Source organism: Glutamicibacter sp. AOP38-B1-38, from assembly GCF_052377485.1.
Classification (GTDB): Bacteria; Actinomycetota; Actinomycetes; order Actinomycetales; family Micrococcaceae; genus Glutamicibacter.
The window spans coordinates 40,904-56,701 of the sequence record NZ_JBQSWU010000014.1; the positions used below are offsets into that span (position 1 = coordinate 40,904).

The 15,798-nt window shown below is 61.9% G+C and carries 11 protein-coding genes and 1 pseudogene; 7 read left to right on the top strand and 5 right to left on the bottom strand.

Annotated features, from left to right (window positions below):
- Window positions 1-395: 395 nt before the first annotated feature.
- The 3 genes from ACT3TP_RS09965 to ACT3TP_RS09975 all read right to left on the bottom strand — a co-directional run bounded on the left by ACT3TP_RS09965 (window position 396) and on the right by ACT3TP_RS09975 (window position 5,673).
- Window positions 396-2,915 (bottom strand): GcvT family protein, encoded by a 2,520-nt coding sequence (locus tag ACT3TP_RS09965; protein WP_444620507.1) that lies wholly within the window; start codon window positions 2,913-2,915, stop codon window positions 396-398.
- Window positions 2,916-2,986: 71 nt separating this feature from the next.
- Window positions 2,987-4,372, bottom strand: coding sequence for a flavin reductase family protein (locus ACT3TP_RS09970; RefSeq protein ID WP_096255428.1), 1,386 nt, complete (start codon window positions 4,370-4,372; stop codon window positions 2,987-2,989).
- Window positions 4,369-5,673: an aromatic ring-hydroxylating oxygenase subunit alpha gene (locus ACT3TP_RS09975; protein WP_443438734.1), complete on the bottom strand. Its 1,305-nt coding sequence runs from the start codon at window positions 5,671-5,673 to the stop codon at window positions 4,369-4,371. Before ACT3TP_RS09975 ends, ACT3TP_RS09970 begins: the two co-directional genes overlap by 4 nt.
- Window positions 5,674-5,828: 155 nt before the next feature.
- Between ACT3TP_RS09975 and ACT3TP_RS09980 the strand changes: the two genes are divergently transcribed.
- The 3 genes and pseudogenes from ACT3TP_RS09980 to ACT3TP_RS09990 all read left to right on the top strand — a co-directional run bounded on the left by ACT3TP_RS09980 (window position 5,829) and on the right by ACT3TP_RS09990 (window position 10,242).
- Window positions 5,829-6,767: a LysR family transcriptional regulator gene (locus ACT3TP_RS09980; protein ID WP_444616223.1), complete on the top strand. Its 939-nt coding sequence runs from the start codon at window positions 5,829-5,831 to the stop codon at window positions 6,765-6,767.
- 129 nt (window positions 6,768-6,896) lie between these two features.
- Window positions 6,897-8,110: pseudogene (gene fdhA / locus ACT3TP_RS09985) on the top strand (formaldehyde dehydrogenase, glutathione-independent).
- A 233-nt stretch (window positions 8,111-8,343) separates the two neighbouring features.
- Entirely contained in the window at window positions 8,344-10,242 is a 1,899-nt protein-coding gene (locus tag ACT3TP_RS09990) for a BCCT family transporter (RefSeq protein ID WP_096288346.1), read from the top strand.
- A gap of 60 nt (window positions 10,243-10,302) precedes the next feature.
- Here ACT3TP_RS09990 and ACT3TP_RS09995 read toward each other — a convergent pair whose 3' ends face one another.
- Window positions 10,303-10,965: a GntR family transcriptional regulator gene (locus ACT3TP_RS09995; protein ID WP_096288460.1), complete on the bottom strand. Its 663-nt coding sequence runs from the start codon at window positions 10,963-10,965 to the stop codon at window positions 10,303-10,305.
- Window positions 10,966-11,629: 664 nt separating this feature from the next.
- Here ACT3TP_RS09995 and purU point away from each other — a divergent pair.
- Complete coding sequence (gene purU, locus ACT3TP_RS10000) at window positions 11,630-12,502, top strand: formyltetrahydrofolate deformylase (RefSeq protein WP_096255420.1); 873 nt, start codon at window positions 11,630-11,632, stop codon at window positions 12,500-12,502.
- 133 nt (window positions 12,503-12,635) lie between these two features.
- Here purU and ACT3TP_RS10005 read toward each other — a convergent pair whose 3' ends face one another.
- The gene (locus ACT3TP_RS10005) at window positions 12,636-13,571 is read right to left on the bottom strand and encodes a PucR family transcriptional regulator (protein WP_444616218.1); all 936 of its coding nucleotides are present in this window, start codon (window positions 13,569-13,571) and stop codon (window positions 12,636-12,638) included.
- A gap of 277 nt (window positions 13,572-13,848) precedes the next feature.
- On the opposite strand from ACT3TP_RS10005, the gene ACT3TP_RS10010 reads away from it, so the two are divergent.
- The 3 genes from ACT3TP_RS10010 to ACT3TP_RS10020 all read left to right on the top strand — a co-directional run bounded on the left by ACT3TP_RS10010 (window position 13,849) and on the right by ACT3TP_RS10020 (window position 15,792).
- Entirely contained in the window at window positions 13,849-14,133 is a 285-nt protein-coding gene (locus ACT3TP_RS10010) for a ribbon-helix-helix domain-containing protein (RefSeq protein WP_096288350.1), read from the top strand.
- An 8-nt stretch (window positions 14,134-14,141) separates the two neighbouring features.
- Window positions 14,142-14,441 carry a type II toxin-antitoxin system RelE/ParE family toxin gene (locus ACT3TP_RS10015; RefSeq protein WP_255248523.1) on the top strand — a complete coding sequence of 100 codons (300 nt, stop codon included), beginning with the start codon at window positions 14,142-14,144 and terminating at the stop codon, window positions 14,439-14,441.
- 127 nt (window positions 14,442-14,568) lie between these two features.
- A complete protein-coding gene (locus ACT3TP_RS10020; protein WP_444616216.1) occupies window positions 14,569-15,792 on the top strand; it encodes an amidohydrolase family protein in 1,224 nt (407 codons plus the stop codon).
- The last annotated feature ends 6 nt before the right edge of the window (window positions 15,793-15,798 follow it).

Here is a 15,798-nt window from a genome sequence, read left to right on the forward strand (position 1 = left end):
TAAAATTGACACCACTATCAGCGGGCAAAATCCCTGTGCTGTATTGCCGAAGGCCGTGACGACAGGACTCCTCAACCCAGCGAATCCTGCAGTATGCGCTCAATGATGCTCGCGGTAGGTCTATTCGCGACTGGAATGTTCAGTTAATTGCATTGTTCCGTAACTACCGGAATGCATCTATTTACTGAACATCGGACGGGTGCGGTAGTTCATCACACAGGATGCCAACGACGAAGCCCGGTCTTGAGGAACCCCGGGTAGTTCCACTGCTGATCAAACGACGCGGAAACCAGAACGCAGCGCGCGTCTCGTACCTATATATGCGTATATACGGCAAAAGGCCGGGCAGCTGTTCATTATGAACAGCTACCCGGCCTCCCGGTGGCTGGATGTTGCTAGCTGGCCGAGGTGGCCAGCGAAACTCCGCGCAGCCGGTCCATCTGCGGATCGTACAGCGGATCATCGACCACGGTGGCGGCGATCGGCTTGCCGAAGTACTCGATCGCCACCGCGTCTCCGGTCTGCACAGTCTTCGGCAGCCAGGCGTAGGCGATGGGCTTGCGCACCGTGTAGCCAAAGGTGGCGCTGGTGACATAGCCTGCCGGTTCCCCGTTCACGTACACCGGTTCCTTGCCCAGGACCACGGACACGCCATCATCGATGGTCAGGCAGCGAAGCCGCTTGGTGGCCGCGGCGGCGCGGTCCGCCAGGGCGGCCTTGCCCACGAAGTCCACGGTCTTGGTGGCCTTGACCGCGAAGCCCAGCCCGGCCTGTTCCGGCTCGTGCTCGCTGGTCATGTCGGTGCCGAAGGAGCGGAAGCCCTTCTCCAGTCGCATGGAGTTGAACGCTTCGCGTCCACCGGCGATGATGCCGTGCTCCTGGCCGGCTTCGAAAAGCACATCCCAGAGCTTGGCGCTGACATCCGCCGAGGCGTAGAGCTCCCAGCCGAATTCGCCCACATAGGACAGGCGCATTGCGGTCACCGGAATGCCGGCGATGGAGATCTGCTTGGTGCGGAAGTACTTGAGCCCCTCATTGCTCATATCGTCTTCGCTGACCTTGGCCATCACCTCTGGGGCCAGCGGGCCCCAGAGCCCGATGCAGGAAGTTCCGGCGGTAATATCGCGGACGGACACCCACTGGCCCGGGTTCGCCTCGTTGAACTTGCGGGCCTCGCGGTCCAGATAGGCGACATCCACATTCGAGTTGATGCCGGCCTGGTAGAGCTCTTCGGAGATGCGGGCCACGGTGATATCGCTGGTGATGCCGCCGGCGGCGTCCAGCAGCAGGGTGTAGCTGACCATGCCAGGTGCGCGCAGCATATTCGCTGTGGTCAGGCCCTGGAGCATCTGCCCGGCGCCCGGGCCGGCGACTTCCACGCGCTTGAGCGGGGTCATGTCGAACATCGCCACGGCGGTGCGGGTCTTCCAGGCTTCCACCGCGGCAATCGGCGAGTGGAACATGTCCGACCAGTCATCGCGCGCCGGGGCGGCCCATTCGGCGGGCAGCTGCTCGAGCAGGGAGGCATTGGCCTCGTACCAATGCGGGCGCTCCCAGCCGGTGCCTTCCAGGAAGAAGGCTCCCAGTTCCTGCTGCCGGGAGAAGAACGGGCTGGTGCGCACATTGCGCGGCTTCAGCCGCGGCTCCAGCGGGTGGCGGATATCGTAGATCTCCACGAAGTTCTGCTGCGAGGTTTCGCTGACGTACTCCTTGGTGGTTTGCATGTCCTCGAAGCGGTTCAGGTCGCAGTCGCTCAGATCGGTCTTCGAGGTGCCGGTGGTGATCAGTTCGGCTACGGCCTTGGCGATGCCCGGCGCGTGGGTGACCCACACGGCCTCGGCCACGAAGAAGCCGTCGACCTCCTTGGACTGGCCCACCAGCGAACCGCCGTCCGGGGTGAAGGAGAAGATCCCGTTGAAGCCGCGCTGGATCTGGGTATTGCGCAGATCCGGCAGCAGTTCCTTGGTCGCTTCCCATTCGGCGGCGAAGTCCTCGGGGGTGAAGTCCAGCGAGGATGGCATCCGCTCGGAGGTGATTTCCTCGGGCTTGTAGGTCCGCAGGGTGTCCAGGTCCACGGGCATCGGGCGGTGCGCGTAGGAGCCGATGCCGATGCTCTCTCCCCACTCGCGGTAGTAGAGGTCGCGATCCTGGTAGCGCAGGATCGGCCGGCTGGCGCCGGCCGGCAGTTCGTTGATGCCCGCGAGGCTCGGTGCAGGGGTGGTCCAGGCGAACTGGTGTCCCAAAGGCAGCAGCGGGATCTCGGTGCCCACCATCTTTCCGATATTCGGGCCCCAGAAACCCGCGCAGGAGACCACGATATCTGCCTCGAAGCGGTCCTCGCCGCAGATGACCGCGGTGACCTTGCCGCCGGATTGCTCGATATCGGTGACCACGGTGCGGTCGCGGAATTCCACGCCCGCGGCCTTGGCGCGTTCCATCACCAGTTGGGTTCCCTTGGCGGCCAGAGCCAATCCGTCGTTCGGCGTGTAGAGGCCGCCGAGGACCAGCTCGGGGTTGAGCATCGGGAACTTCTTCAGGCAATCCTCCGCGTCGACCACGTGGGCCTCCACCTCATAGGAGCGGTTCCACCCGGCGCGGCGATGCAGATCTGCCAAGCGCGCTTCGGTGGTGGCGATCTCCAGTCCGCCCACGCGCAGGTAGGATCCACGGCCGTCGGCGCCCACCAGAGAGTCGAGCTTCTCGATGGTGTACTGCGCGAATTCGGTCATGGATTTCGAGCCGTTGGACGAGAAGACCAGGCCCGGGGCGTGGGAGGTGGAGCCGCCGGGGATATCCAGCGGGCCCTGTTCGATAACCAGGGTATTGGTGTGGCCCAGTTGGACAAGTTCGTCCGCCAGGTTAGCGCCGACGATTCCGGCTCCGATGATGACGACCCGAGGTGAAGTTTGAGACATGGGGGACTCCTTATGTACTGATGGTGTGGTGGAGCAACTGCTGGCGGTACTGGGGGATCGGGCCGCGACGGCTAGGCATCGATGACCAGATCGGTTTGCGCGGTGGAGCAGCAGGGCAAGAACTTGCCGGCGGTGATCTCCCGGGCGCGAATTCCGCCCTGGTGGTTCATCTCCACGTCCCCTTCGAGCTTGACGACCTTGCAGGAGCCGCACATGCCTTCCTGGCAGTTGGCCCCGATGCGCACTCCGGCGCGTTGGGCTACCCCCAGGATGCGCTCATCCGAGTTGATCTTGACGTTGATCGCGGTCCGCAGGAAGGTCATGGTCAGCTCGCCTTCGCCCACGGTGGGGAAGGAGGAGGCGGCAGGCGGCTCTTCTTCGGTGACCAGCGGTTCGGCCGGCGGCAGCGGAACGTCGGAGTCGACCACGACCAGCTTTTGGCCGACGGCCTCGAGGGTGCCCGTTTCGTCATAGTCCGGCTCGTACATGCTCAGCTCCGGCGGCTGGCTCTCGTAGAACTCTTCCACCGATTCGGCGACTTCTTCCGCGATGCCCTCTGCCAGTGCGATTTCTGCCTGGTATTCGAGCAGCGTCTTGCGGTCTCCGGAGAAGAATTCCATGAACACCGAGGTGTCATCCACGCCGACTTCGCGCAGCAGCTTGGTGGCCGAATTCAGATAGCCTTCCGGACCACAGGCAAACACCTTGCGCCCGTTGGCATCCGGGGCCACCGCCTCGATCATTTCGGCGGTGAGCCGTCCGGAGTATCCGTCCCAATCTGCGGGTTTTTCGCGATTTCCGAGCGAGTAGGAGACCCTGATGCGCGGATCGACCTGCTTGATGTATTCCAGCTCGCGCCAGAAGGGGAAGTCTCCGGGCACGGTGCCGTGGCAGAGCACCACCACATCGGCCTGGCCGGGCAGCGAGTGGATGGTGCGCACCATGGAGATGATCGGAGTGACCCCGGCCCCGGCGCCCAGGAACAGGAAGCGGGCGCGGCGGTCGGAATCGCCCAGGTGGAAGGCCCCGACCGGGCCGAGCATATCCAGCACCATGCCCGGACGCAGGTTCTCATGCGCCCAGGTGGATACCAGTCCCTTGGGGTCGCGCTTGATGCTGACATTGAATGTCCAGGGCACGGTGGGCGCGCTGGAAATCGAATAGCTGCGGTCCACCGTCTCCTGGTCTTCGCCATGCACCGGGAAAGCGATGTTCAGGTACTGCCCGGCGCGGAACGCCAGCGGGGCGCCATCGAGGCGGCGGAAGACGAACGTCATCAGCCCGCCGGCTTCCTCGATGGTCTGCACGCATTCGGCCAGGAATTCCTGGGGATGCCAGGGGCCCAGTGCGCGCGCTGCGCTCGCCGGGCCTTCTTGGCTGCTGAGCACCCTGTTCCAGGGCATTTCCAGCCCGCGCAGGCGCTGGGCGCTGCTCAGGAGCTTGGCGGTACCGGTCATGCCAGGTGCTCCAAAACGCGCTGGGTGTACCAGTTGATGAATGCTTCGACCTGGTATTCGCTCTTCATGTACGGGCCGGGTTCGTAGGCGGGGCTGCTGGCTCCGGACTGGCAGAGCTCGACAAAGGCCTTGTCCTGCAGATTCGTCTGCTTCCAGGTGTGGGTGAGCGTCTCCAGATCGTAGTCGTCGCCCTCCACCGCATCGTCGGCCACGAGCCAGGTGGTGCGGACCAGAGTCTGGTGCTCGTTGATGGGGAACGCGGCGAAGGTGATCACGTGGTCGGACTGGAAGTGGAACCAGCTATTGGGCTGCAGGTGCATGGAGCAGCGGCCCAAGCGGAAGTCGCGCAGCTCGCCGAGCAGCTTCTTCGAGAGCCGGTGCCCGTCGGCGGAGAAGGACTCTCCGTCGCCGTCCAGGGATTCACGGGAAATGCGGATCCCCGCGACGCGGGTGTCCAGCTCCTCGACGACTTCGTACGGGATCCCGTAGCGGCGGCAGCGTTCTTCCAACCCTGCCTGGGCTTTCTGGTTGCGTTCCCAGACTTCTTCGAGATGCGTAGGGACGGTCTCGTCGGTCAGGCCCCAGGTGGGGAACAGCGAGCAGGCTAGTTCCGGGTGGCCATCGCAGTGGTAGCACTCGCGGTTGTTCTCCATCACCAGCTTCCAGTTGCCCTCTTCGATGATGTTCTGCTGGTAGGCGACCTTGGCGCGGGAAATATCATGCGGGGCCAGGTAGGGTTCGAAAATTTCGGCGACCTGGTCGAAATCCTCAGGTGGCTCCTTGGCCAAGGACACAAAGATCAGCCCGGCGTGGATCCGGCCGTGGGCGCGCTTGAGCGCAAAGCAATTCTTGTCAAAGGTTCCCTCGCCCGGAGCCGAGGCGTGGATCAGGTTGCCCTCGGGGGAGTAGGTCCATGAGTGATAGCCGCACACCAGGTTGCCGGTGCTGCCCGAAGCTTCGGTCAGCACGCGGGCCCCGCGGTGGCGGCACACGTTGTGCAGCACGTTGACGCCTCCGTCCTCGGTGCGCAAAACGATCAGCGAATGCGGCCCGTAGTCGAGGGTGACGTAGTCTCCGGCCTCCGGGATTTCGGCAACGCTGGCGGCAAAGAGCCAGTGGGTTCCGAAGATTGCCTGCATCTCGACCTTGAATACCGCAGGATCTGTGTACAACGGTGCTTCAAGCGAGTAGCCCTTGCGCCGATTCTGAAAGAGTTCGGTAATCTCGGCGAGCTGTTCATCGCTTACCGTTGAGGCGAGCTTGCCACGCGTCGAGTGCGGAGTGCTTACCGAAGCGGTCATATTTTACTCCTAGAAGCCGGACGCCTGCAGGCGCCCATGAATGTGAAAATGGGGAAGATTCATTGTGAGTCGAATCACCATATGAGTCGAGACTAGAAACAATCGGCCAACAAGAAAAGCGCAAGAAAGTGAATGAAATCGTGCAGAATAGGTGCATGATTGATCCTCGACTCATTACCCTTCGAGTCTTCTCCTCGGCGGGCACCATTGCACGGACCGCCGAACTCACCGGATACTCGCCATCGGCGGTCTCCGCACAGCTTCGTGAGCTGCAGCGTTCCCTGGGAATCAAGCTGATGATCAAGGATGGGCGCGGGGTGCGGTTGACCGTCGCGGGCCGGCACTTTGTGGCGGGACTCGACGACATTGTGACGCAATGGGAACTGCTGCGGTCCTCGGCGCTGTCGGCCGAGGGGCAGGTTCAGGGCGATTTCGGACTGGGCGGTTTTTCGACGGCGGCAGCGCAGCTGCTGGCCCCGCTGGCATCGACCCTGCGCAGAACGCGGCCGCATGTCGAGGTGCGGCTCGTGGAGGCCCAGCCGCAGCGCTGCCTGGATCTATTGCTGGCCGAGCGGATCGACCTCGCCGTGATCGTGGCATCGCAAACACCTGGATCAAGTGGCGGCAACGCCAAGTTCGAGCAGACGGTGCTGCTCGATGACCCGCTCGATGTGGTGCTGCCCGCGGAGCATCGGCTGGCGATGAATAAATCGGTGTCGCTCTCAGAGCTCGCCGAGGATCCGTGGATCTCGGACTCGGAGCAATCGGTCTATCGAGCCCTGTTCGTTGCCGCCTTCACCTCGCTGGGGGTCACCCCGCATATTGCCCACGAGGCGGTCGAGTGGGAAACGATGATCGCCTTCATCGGGGCGGGCCTGGGAGTGGGGTTGATGCCGCGCTTGGCGACCTTGGGCAGCGCGGAGAATGTGGTGCGCCGCCGAATCTCCGGAGCAATCAAGCCATCGCGGCGAATCGTCGCGGTGACGCGCAAGGGCAGCAAGGGGGCGCCGCTCATCGAGGAATCTTTGACGGTTCTGCAGAGCACCGCAAAGAGCATTATTTCCCAGCGATTGACCGAGGAATTGGACGGGTAGCCCCTCCCTCTGGCATCGGCGGGAGCGCGAGTCAAGTTTCGGTTTCCTATTGACATAGATCACACTCATGAGGAGACTTGGCCTAATTCCAATTAGTATCCAACTGATATTTCAAGGGAAAGGTCCACCATGGGCAACTTGGCAGTAAGCTACGCCGGCGCAGGCAAGGTCGAACTCATCGATTCGCCGTATCCGGAATTTGAATTGAAGGACGGCCCGGGAGTCCACCCGGCAAACATTGGCCGCCAGGTCCACCACGGCGTCATCCTGCGTACCATCGCCACCAATATCTGCGGCTCCGACCAGCATATGGTCCGTGGCCGCACCACTGCCCCGGAGGGTCTTGTGCTGGGCCACGAGATCACCGGAGAAGTGATCGAAGTCGGTCGCGACGTGGAGTTCCTCAAGGTGGGGACGTCGTTTCGGTGCCCTTCAACATCTCCTGCGGCCGCTGCCGCAACTGCAAGGTCGGACAGACCGGCATCTGCTTGAACGTCAACCCGGACCGTCCGGGTTCCGCCTACGGCTATGTGGACATGGGCGGATGGGTCGGCGGGCAAGCCGAATACGTGCTGGTTCCGTACGCAGACTGGAACGCGCTGAAATTCCCGGACCGCGACCAGGCCATGGAGAAGATCCTTGACCTGACAATGCTTTCGGACATCTTCCCCACCGGGTACCACGGCGCCATTGGCGCCGGGGTGACGGTCGGATCGACCGTGTATGTCGCCGGCGCCGGCCCCGTGGGCCTGGCGGCGGCCACCTCGGCGCAATTGCTCGGCGCGGCAACCGTCATCGTTGCGGATCTCAACGCCGACCGGCTAGCCCAAGCGCGCAGCTTCGGATGCGAGACGGTGGACGTCTCGCTCGGCGATCCGGGCGAGCAGATCGCACAGATCCTGGGCACGCCCGAGGTCGACTGCGGCATCGACGCCGTCGGCTTCGAGGCGCGCGGCCACGGGCACGACGCCGGGAAGGAGCAGCCGGCCACCGTGCTGAACTCGCTCATGGAGATCACCCGGGCCGGCGGCAGCCTCGGCATCCCCGGGTTGTATGTCACCGGAGATCCCGGAGCCAGCGACGAGGCGGCCAAGCAGGGTTCGCTATCCATGTGCTTCGGGCTAGGTTTTGCCAAGTCCCATACCTTCGTCACCGGCCAGTGCCCGGCGATGAAGTACAACCGAGGGCTGATGCAGGCGATTCTTTCGGACAAGGTCTCGATCGCCAAAAACGTCAACGCAACCGCCATTCCGTTGACCGACGCACCCAAGGGATATGCGGCCTTCGACGAGGGCGCGGCGCAGAAGTTCGTGCTCGACCCGCACGGCCTGATCGGCGCCTAGCTCGCGGAGCGCAGCGCGGGGACGCAAGGTTTACTCCTTCGGCCCCGCGTTTGTGCCGTAGCCGGTGCATTATTCGGCGACCGCCGTGCCCCTGCCAGTTCATCGAGCACGGCGGTCGCCGCCTTTAACCTGACCGAGCAACGACTTTGTTGCGCCCGTTTTCCGGTTGCGGGCAGGCCAAGCCGCGGAGCCATTGCGGAAGGCCGTCATGTTCCACCATCAAAGGAAAATCTATGAATCGCAGTGATCAACCAGTTCAAGATCTAGTCAGCGAGCTGCATTCGGCTCGCCGGCGCAGGCCGAGAAAATACCCGTCAGGCGGGACCGACTATTGGGTTTTCGGAATTGCCGGCGCCCTGGCGCTGGCGTTCATCGCTTGGGGGTTCGCCTCGCCGACCGGTCTGGGAAACACCGCGGGCAAGGCCTTGGACTGGGTGATCACGAATACCGGTTGGATGTTCGTGATTGCGGCTACCGTCTTCACCATATTCGTGCTGGTCGTGGCGGCCAAGAACTTCGGCCGCATCCCGCTGGGTAAAGATGGCGAGAAGCCGCAATTCAGCACCATCTCCTGGATTTCCATGATGTTTGCCACCGGAATGGGCATCGGACTGGTGTTCTACGGTGTGGGTGAACCGTTGTTCTTCTACATGTCCCCTCCGCCGGGAACGGTTGAGGGGCAGAGCGCCGCGGCCGTCGGCACCGCCATGGGCACCACGCTGTTCCACTGGACGCTCTTCCCCTGGGCCATGTATGCGATTGTCGGCTTGGGCATGGCCTACGGAAGCTTCCGCTTGGGGCGGCCGCAGCTGTTCTCCGCGATGTTCAGCTCAATTTTTGGTGAGCGGGTGGTCAACGGCTGGGGCGGCAAGACGATTAACATCTTGGCCATCCTGGCGACGCTTTTCGGGTCGGCTTGCTCATTGGGACTCGGTGCGCTGCAAATCGGCGGCGGAATACAGTCTGCCGGGCTCCTGCCCACCGTGGGCTCCGGAGTTCTGGTCCTGATCATCGCGGTTCTCACCGCCTTGTTCGTCGGTTCGGCGGTTTCCGGCATTGAGCGCGGAATTCAATGGCTTTCGAATATCAACATGATTCTTGCGGTCATCCTCGCGGCTATCGTGTTCATCGGTGGGCCAACGTTGTTCATCTTGAACGTGATTCCAAACGCGGTGGGATCCTTTATCAGCGATCTGCCTGAAATGGCTTCGCGAACGGCTTCTTCCGGCGACGGAACCATGGCCACCTGGTTGTCATCCTGGACTATCTTCTACTGGGCCTGGTGGGTTTCATGGACCCCGTTTGTCGGTCTTTTCATTGCCCGCATCTCGCGTGGCCGCAGCATCCGCCAATTTGTCACCGGAGTGCTGCTGGTGCCGTCTACGGTGACGTTGATCTGGTTCGCCATCTTCGGCGGCGGTGCGATCGGCCTGCAGGAGCGGGCGGAACGTTCCGGAGACATGGGCCAAGCAATGGCGCAGATGGTGGATGGGGTGCCGAATATCAACTTCAATTCGGTGCTTTTCGATCTGCTTGGAAGTTTGCCCTTCCCCGCATGGTTTGGAACAGTGCTCATCGCGTTGACGGTGGTATTGATCGCGATCTTCTTCGTCACCGGAGCCGACTCGGCCTCCATCGTCATGGGCGCGCTGAGCGAACGCGGTGCCGAGGAGCCGTCCAAGAAGTCGGTGATTTTCTGGGGTGTTTCGGTTGGTGCGGTGGCCGCGGTCATGCTGCTGGCCGGAGGAGACCACCCGGCTGCGGCATTGAACGGATTGAAGAACATCACCATCGTCTCGGCGCTGCCGTTCGTGCTGGTGATGCTGCTGCTCTGCGTGGCGATTTGGAGAGATCTGAGCAAGGATCCCCTGGTGCTCCGGGGCAGAGTTGCGCTTGAAGTCCTCGAACAAGCCGTGGACGATGGGATAGATCGGCACGACGGAGAGCAGTTCTGCCTGATGACCACCGAGCAGACGATCGTCACGGTCCAGAATGCGCCCCTGAACGGTGAAGCGAAGGACGTTTTTGCAGATTTGGACGAGGAATACGTTGCGGAGTTGGGCTCCCCGAATGGCCTGCCCGATTCCCTGGGCCCCGACGGGGATCTGGAAACCGAAAAGGCAGCCAAATAAGCCAAGCGCCTTGCGCACTAGGCCTGGCGGGCCGAGCAATCCGTCGCCTAGCTCGGTCCGTCAGGGTGCGCGACGCAAGGCCTGCTCAAAGTGCGTGACATGCGCCGAGACCAACCGCGCCGCCAGCTCGTCTTCGCCCTCGAGGATTGCACGCAGCAAGGCCGAATGCTCGGTGATGTGCTCGGCGATCGGCGGCATTTGGTCAATCACCAGGCACCAGATCCGCGTCACCAGATTATCCAAGCGGACGAGGGTCTCCTCAAGATGCTTGTTGGCGCTGGCCTTGTAGATGAGCCGGTGGATTTGCACATCGAGCAGCAACAGCGAACGCTGATCGACGCTCCCGTCCAGGGCATCGATCGTGTCCAGGTAGTTGGTGATCTCGGCCCTGATTCCGGCATCTTTATTGGCCGCCGCATTTCGGGCAGCCAGGGGTTCGAGACTCTGGCGGATTTCGGAAATATGGTTCAGCTCGTGGAAGTCAACGGCCGTGGCAAAGGTGCCGCGGCGCGGGTAGGAAACCACCAGGTGATCCGTTTCCAGCCGTTTCAGGGCTTCCCGGATCGGAGTGCGCCCCACGCCGAGTTCTTCGGCTAGTTGCGGCTCATGAATTGGGTGGGTGGGAGCAATTTCGAGCAGTACCAGGCGATCGCGAAGTACGCCATAGGCATGATCGGCCATCGATTGGGTACCTGTATCGGTGCCTGCGGTCTTAGGGGGCATCAAATTGTCGCTCTCTTCACTGGTCATATATCAGTTGCCAATAATCAAAGGGTATCGCTCGAGTGCCAATCGGTCACTTCCTCAGAGCTGCGAAAGAGTCGTTGCGGACCAAGCGCCAGCGGTTCACTCACCGGCGCGGCTCCAGTACGAAGTTCAGGCCTTGGCGCACTTGCGCGGCAGGCGGCCCTGAAAGCCAAGAAGGTGCGCCCGTTTGCCTGGGGGGAACGTGGATCCGTAGGGTTGCGAAATCGCTTGATGCAGCGGTTTTCCGGGCAATGAAAAATCCCCTAAGAAACTTATTGACGCTGTGACGCAGCGAACATAGACTTGTGATCAGTTATTGATATATCAGAGATTGGAATCAGGGTTTGATCTGTCGATTGCCGAAGTTGAGATGCAGAAATCAACTTCCGATTTCGGAACGGACTTTGGGCCCGTGCGGGATACTGGCATTGGATTCACCCCTAATCTAAAATCATTGCTCACAGCAGCGATACCCTGCTAGGGAGGGGTGCGGATCTTCTGGTATTGGTGAGCCAATGCAAGAAGGAGGGCGTGGTTGGTCAACAACGACAGATCGCAGGCGTAGACCACATCGATTCCCCACGAAATGTACGAGGCGTGACGGGACACTGTCATCTCGGTGAACCTAAGGAGCGGCAAAATGACCGAACTGAACAATAAATATGTCTTGACCCTCACCTGCGCAGAGCGCCCGGGGATTGTCCATGCCGTGACCGGTCTGCTGCTGAAGCACCATGGGGACATCCGGGAGCTGAAGCAGCATGATGACCAGCGTTCTGGGACGTTGTTCATGCGCATTGAGTTCGAAGTGTCCCAAACTTCCAATGTCGCTGCCGAAATCGCCGAATTGGAGTCGAGCTTGACCGAACTGGCAACAGAGCACGAAGCCACCTGGGGCCTGCGGGCCTCGGGCAAGAAGAAGCGCGTGGTGATCATGGTGTCAAAGTTCGGGCACTGCCTGCATGACCTGCTGTTCCGCGCGCGCATGGGGGAACTGCCGGTCGAGATCGCAGCGGTCGTCTCAAACCACCCGGATCACCGCCAGCAGGTGGAGTGGAATGGCATACCGTTCTTCCACGTTCCGGTCACCGCCGAGACCAAGCCGGAGGCAGAGGCCCGGCTCATGGAGCTCGTTGACCGTTTTGATGTGGACTTGGTGGTGCTCGCCAGGTACATGCAGGTCCTCTCCGATGATCTCACCCGGCAGCTCACCGGACGCGCGATCAACATCCACCATTCATTCCTCCCGTCCTTCAAGGGTGCCAAGCCTTATCACCAGGCCTTTGAGCGCGGCGTAAAGACCGTGGGTGCGACGGCGCACTACGTGAACAGCGAATTGGATGAGGGGCCGATCATCGCCCAGCAGGTCCAGAACGTTGACCACAGCTACGGGCCGGAAGATCTTGTCGCGGCCGGTCGGGATACCGAATGCAAGGCGCTGTCGGACGCGGTGCGCTGGCACTGCGAAGACCGGATTTTCCTCAACGGCTCACGCACCGTGGTGCTGCGCTAGGTTTTTCCCGCAAGCTGGCCTGCAGGTGCGCAGAGTTCCGCGTGGCGAGCCCAAGGCCGCATGGCGTTGAAGGGTGCTCGTGGATCGTTCGTGATGAATGGTCTGCGAGCATTCTGCTTTGTCTCGGGTCCCGTCAGCGGCGTTGGGTCTGCCGGTAGACGCTCAGGCTCAGCGACAAAATCGTCAGCGTGCGCGCATCATTCAGATCCGTTTCAAGCAGTGATTCCAGCAGTGCCAGGCGCTGGTAGAACACCGAACGCGACAGCCGGCAGCGAGTTGCTGCCTGTGAGCGGTTGGTCGGCGAGGATAGGTAGGCTTCCAGCACGCGAAGGCACTCATCGCGCCGGTTGGTTTCCAAGGCCAAAATGGGTGCCAGCACTTGCTGCGGCAGACGTTGCACTGCCGGTTCGTAGCGCAATTCATGGGTGAGCAGAGCCAGCGGGTAGCCGGCGGCCAGGACCACCGAAGAGCTTGGAGCCAGGCGCAGTTCACAGCCCTCGGTAGCCTGCTCGATCGAGGTCCTGATCTGCGCGAGCTCTGCAACTATTTCTCCCAGATAAATGGGGCCTTCGAAGGCAGGGGATTGCACTGCTTGCACCATCGCTCGCTGGAAGTCGTCTTGGAAGTGGTTGGTTGCGGTCGAAACGATGCCAAATAGTTTGGGCGTTGGTGAATGAAGCGTTCCAATGACTAGATTCATCCCGTTTCCGGCATGCTGCTCAATTTCCTTCACCGCGCTTTTCGGGTCTTGTCCCGAGGCGAGCCGAACGGCGAAGCCGCGCAGGGCCCGTTGCCGGACCGGGAATCCGGCAGCCTCAAATTTTCCGGTCAACAGCTTCAAATTGATTTCCCGGCTATTGAGCAGATCATCGAGCAGCTCGCAGGCCGTATCGAACTTCCACAGCGCCGGACCTCGTGTGCGCAATAGTTCGGTCCCCAAAGCGATGGCAGCCATGGTGAGCACATGCAGCGAGCCGGCCAGGTGCGAGGCGGAGCCCGGTGCGATCAAGGAGCCAAAATTCTTACCGTGGATTTGCACCGGAATCACCTGGCGCTCGGTATTTCCCATGAACTGGCAAATACTTCAACGGCAAGGACGCCTTCATGCTCATCAGCAACGCCCGCCTCTGGGCTGGGTCGTCCCGCAACACCCTTGTAGAAGTCGGCAAGTGCGTCGCGCTCTGCTGGTAGAGGACTAGGCCCAGTGCTGCGATCGACGGCTTGAACCGCAGTGACTGCTGTGTCGGCCATTGAAGTGTGCAACCACCGTATTTGAAGAGCGGGAAAGCTCTTCTGGCAATCTGCAATGCGGAGTAGGATTGAATCCTACTGAAAGTGAGGCTGCGATGCGTACTACCAAGCAATTGAGCATCACCTTGCCTGGAACAATGGCCCAAGCGCTCAAGGCTCGAGTAGCTTCGGGCGCATATGCCAGCGAGAGCGAAGTAATCCGTGATGGGCTGCGTGCCCTTTTTGCACGAGAAAGTGCCATCGAGGCATGGTTGCAAGATGAGGTAGCCGCTTCGTACGACGAGTTGCGGGCAGACCCCTCCAAGGCAGTCAGCGCTGCTGACTTGCGTGCCCACCTGGCGCAAGTTCACGGGGAACGCGGACGCGAAAACGACTCTTGAGCTACGAAGTGGTCTATTCGCCGCGCGCAAGGAAACAGCTAATGGACCTCTACTCCTGGATTGCCGAGCAGTCGGGAATTCCCGAGCGGGCTGAAGGATTTGTTTCCTCGATTATCGCGTTCTGCGATGGGCTGGCGCAGTTCCCGTTGATTGGTGTGGCTCGCGATGACCTGAGGCCGGGTCTGCGGACCATAGGTTTTCGCCGCCGCGTGGTAATAGCGTTTGCGATCCTCGGAGAGTCAGTCGAAATCCACGGAGTCTACTATGGCGGGCGCAACTACGAAGGCAGCATGATTAGCGAAGCCTAAAACCGTCCGGCGAACAGCGTGGGGCCCTTCCCTGACTGCGGAGAGGGTGCCAATCTTGTACGTCGTTGTGGCGCTCTCGCGGTACTGTCGAGCTAGCAGGCACTTGTCGAAGTTAAAGGAAAGCTCCATGCTCATCAGCAACGCCCGCCCCTGGGCAGGTTCGCCCAGCGATATCCTCATCGAAATGGGCAAGATCGCTTCGATCACCGCCCACGACCCGCAACGGATACTGCAAGCGGCGGACGTCGATGGCCGCGGGCGCATCCTGATCCCGTCCTTCTCCGACGTGCATGTGCATCTGGACTCGACACGGATCGGCTTGCCCTTCCGCGAGCACACCGGACGGCCCGGGGTCTGGGGCATGATGAGCAACGATCGGGAGAACTGGCGGGATGCCGAAATCAGCTTGCCCGACCGCGTCGCGGGAACCCTGGAGCGGATGATCGCCCGCGGCACCACCCGGGTGCGCTCCTTCGCCCAGGTGGATGTGGATACCAAGCTGGAGAAGTACGAGGCCGTGGTGGCCGCGAAGGAAAAGTTCGCCGACGAGGCCGAGGTGCAGATCATGGTGTTCCCGCAGGCCGGGATCCTGCGCGAGCCGGGCACCGAGAAATATTTAGAGGATGCGCTGAAGGCCGGCGCCGACGTCATGGGCGGCATCGATCCCTGCGAGCTGGACCGCGACCCGGTCCGCCATCTCGATACGGTATTCGCCCTGGCCGAGAAGTACCAGGTGGAGGTCGACATCCACCTGCATGAGCAGGGCACGATGGGGGCCTTCTCCGCGGAACTGGTCGCCGAGCGCACCCGGGCGCTGGGCATGCAGGGCAAGGTCAACCTCTCGCACGCCTACGGGCTGGGCGGCGTCAACGCAGCCACTAGCCGGAAGCTGATCGACACCTTCGCCGAGCTGGACATCTCGTTGACCTCGGTGGCCCCGAGCACCTCCACCCATCTGCCGCTGGCCGACCTGGCCGAGGCCGGGGTGCGCTTCGGGCTGGGCCAGGACGGGCAGCGCGACTACTGGAGCCCCTATGGCAACTGCGACCTGCTGGACCGCACCTGGCAGCTGGCTTTCGTGAACGGGTTCCGCCAGGACGAGCTGATCGGGCACGCTCTGGCGGTGGCCACCATGGGCGGCGCATCGATCATGAGCCCTGAAGTGCCGCGCCTGGCCTCGGTGGCCGACCGTCCCGGACTGGCGGCCGGGGACCGGGCCGACCTGGTGCTGGTGGACGGCGAAACCATAACTTCCACCGTGATGGACCGGGGCGCGGACCGCACCGTCATCCATGACGGGCGCGTGGTGGCCGAGGGGCTGAAGGTACTGTCGGTCGAGCATCCGTACTGAGGGGAC

Bases quoted from the DNA above. Each gene is read 5' to 3' on its own strand.
- ACT3TP_RS09980 (WP_444616223.1), top strand. From the start codon at position 5,829: ATGATTGATCCTCGACTCATTACCCTTCGAGTCTTCTCCTCGGCGGGC.
- ACT3TP_RS09975 (WP_443438734.1), bottom strand. From the start codon at position 5,673: ATGACCGCTTCGGTAAGCACTCCGCACTCGACGCGTGGCAAGCTCGCC.
- purU (WP_096255420.1), top strand. From the start codon at position 11,630: ATGACCGAACTGAACAATAAATATGTCTTGACCCTCACCTGCGCAGAG.
- ACT3TP_RS09990 (WP_096288346.1), top strand. From the start codon at position 8,344: ATGAATCGCAGTGATCAACCAGTTCAAGATCTAGTCAGCGAGCTGCAT.
- ACT3TP_RS09995 (WP_096288460.1), bottom strand. From the start codon at position 10,965: ATGCCCCCTAAGACCGCAGGCACCGATACAGGTACCCAATCGATGGCC.
- ACT3TP_RS10005 (WP_444616218.1), bottom strand. From the start codon at position 13,571: ATGGGAAATACCGAGCGCCAGGTGATTCCGGTGCAAATCCACGGTAAG.
- ACT3TP_RS10010 (WP_096288350.1), top strand. From the start codon at position 13,849: ATGCGTACTACCAAGCAATTGAGCATCACCTTGCCTGGAACAATGGCC.
- ACT3TP_RS10020 (WP_444616216.1), top strand. From the start codon at position 14,569: ATGCTCATCAGCAACGCCCGCCCCTGGGCAGGTTCGCCCAGCGATATC.
- ACT3TP_RS09965 (WP_444620507.1), bottom strand. From the start codon at position 2,915: ATGTCTCAAACTTCACCTCGGGTCGTCATCATCGGAGCCGGAATCGTC.
- ACT3TP_RS09970 (WP_096255428.1), bottom strand. From the start codon at position 4,372: ATGACCGGTACCGCCAAGCTCCTGAGCAGCGCCCAGCGCCTGCGCGGG.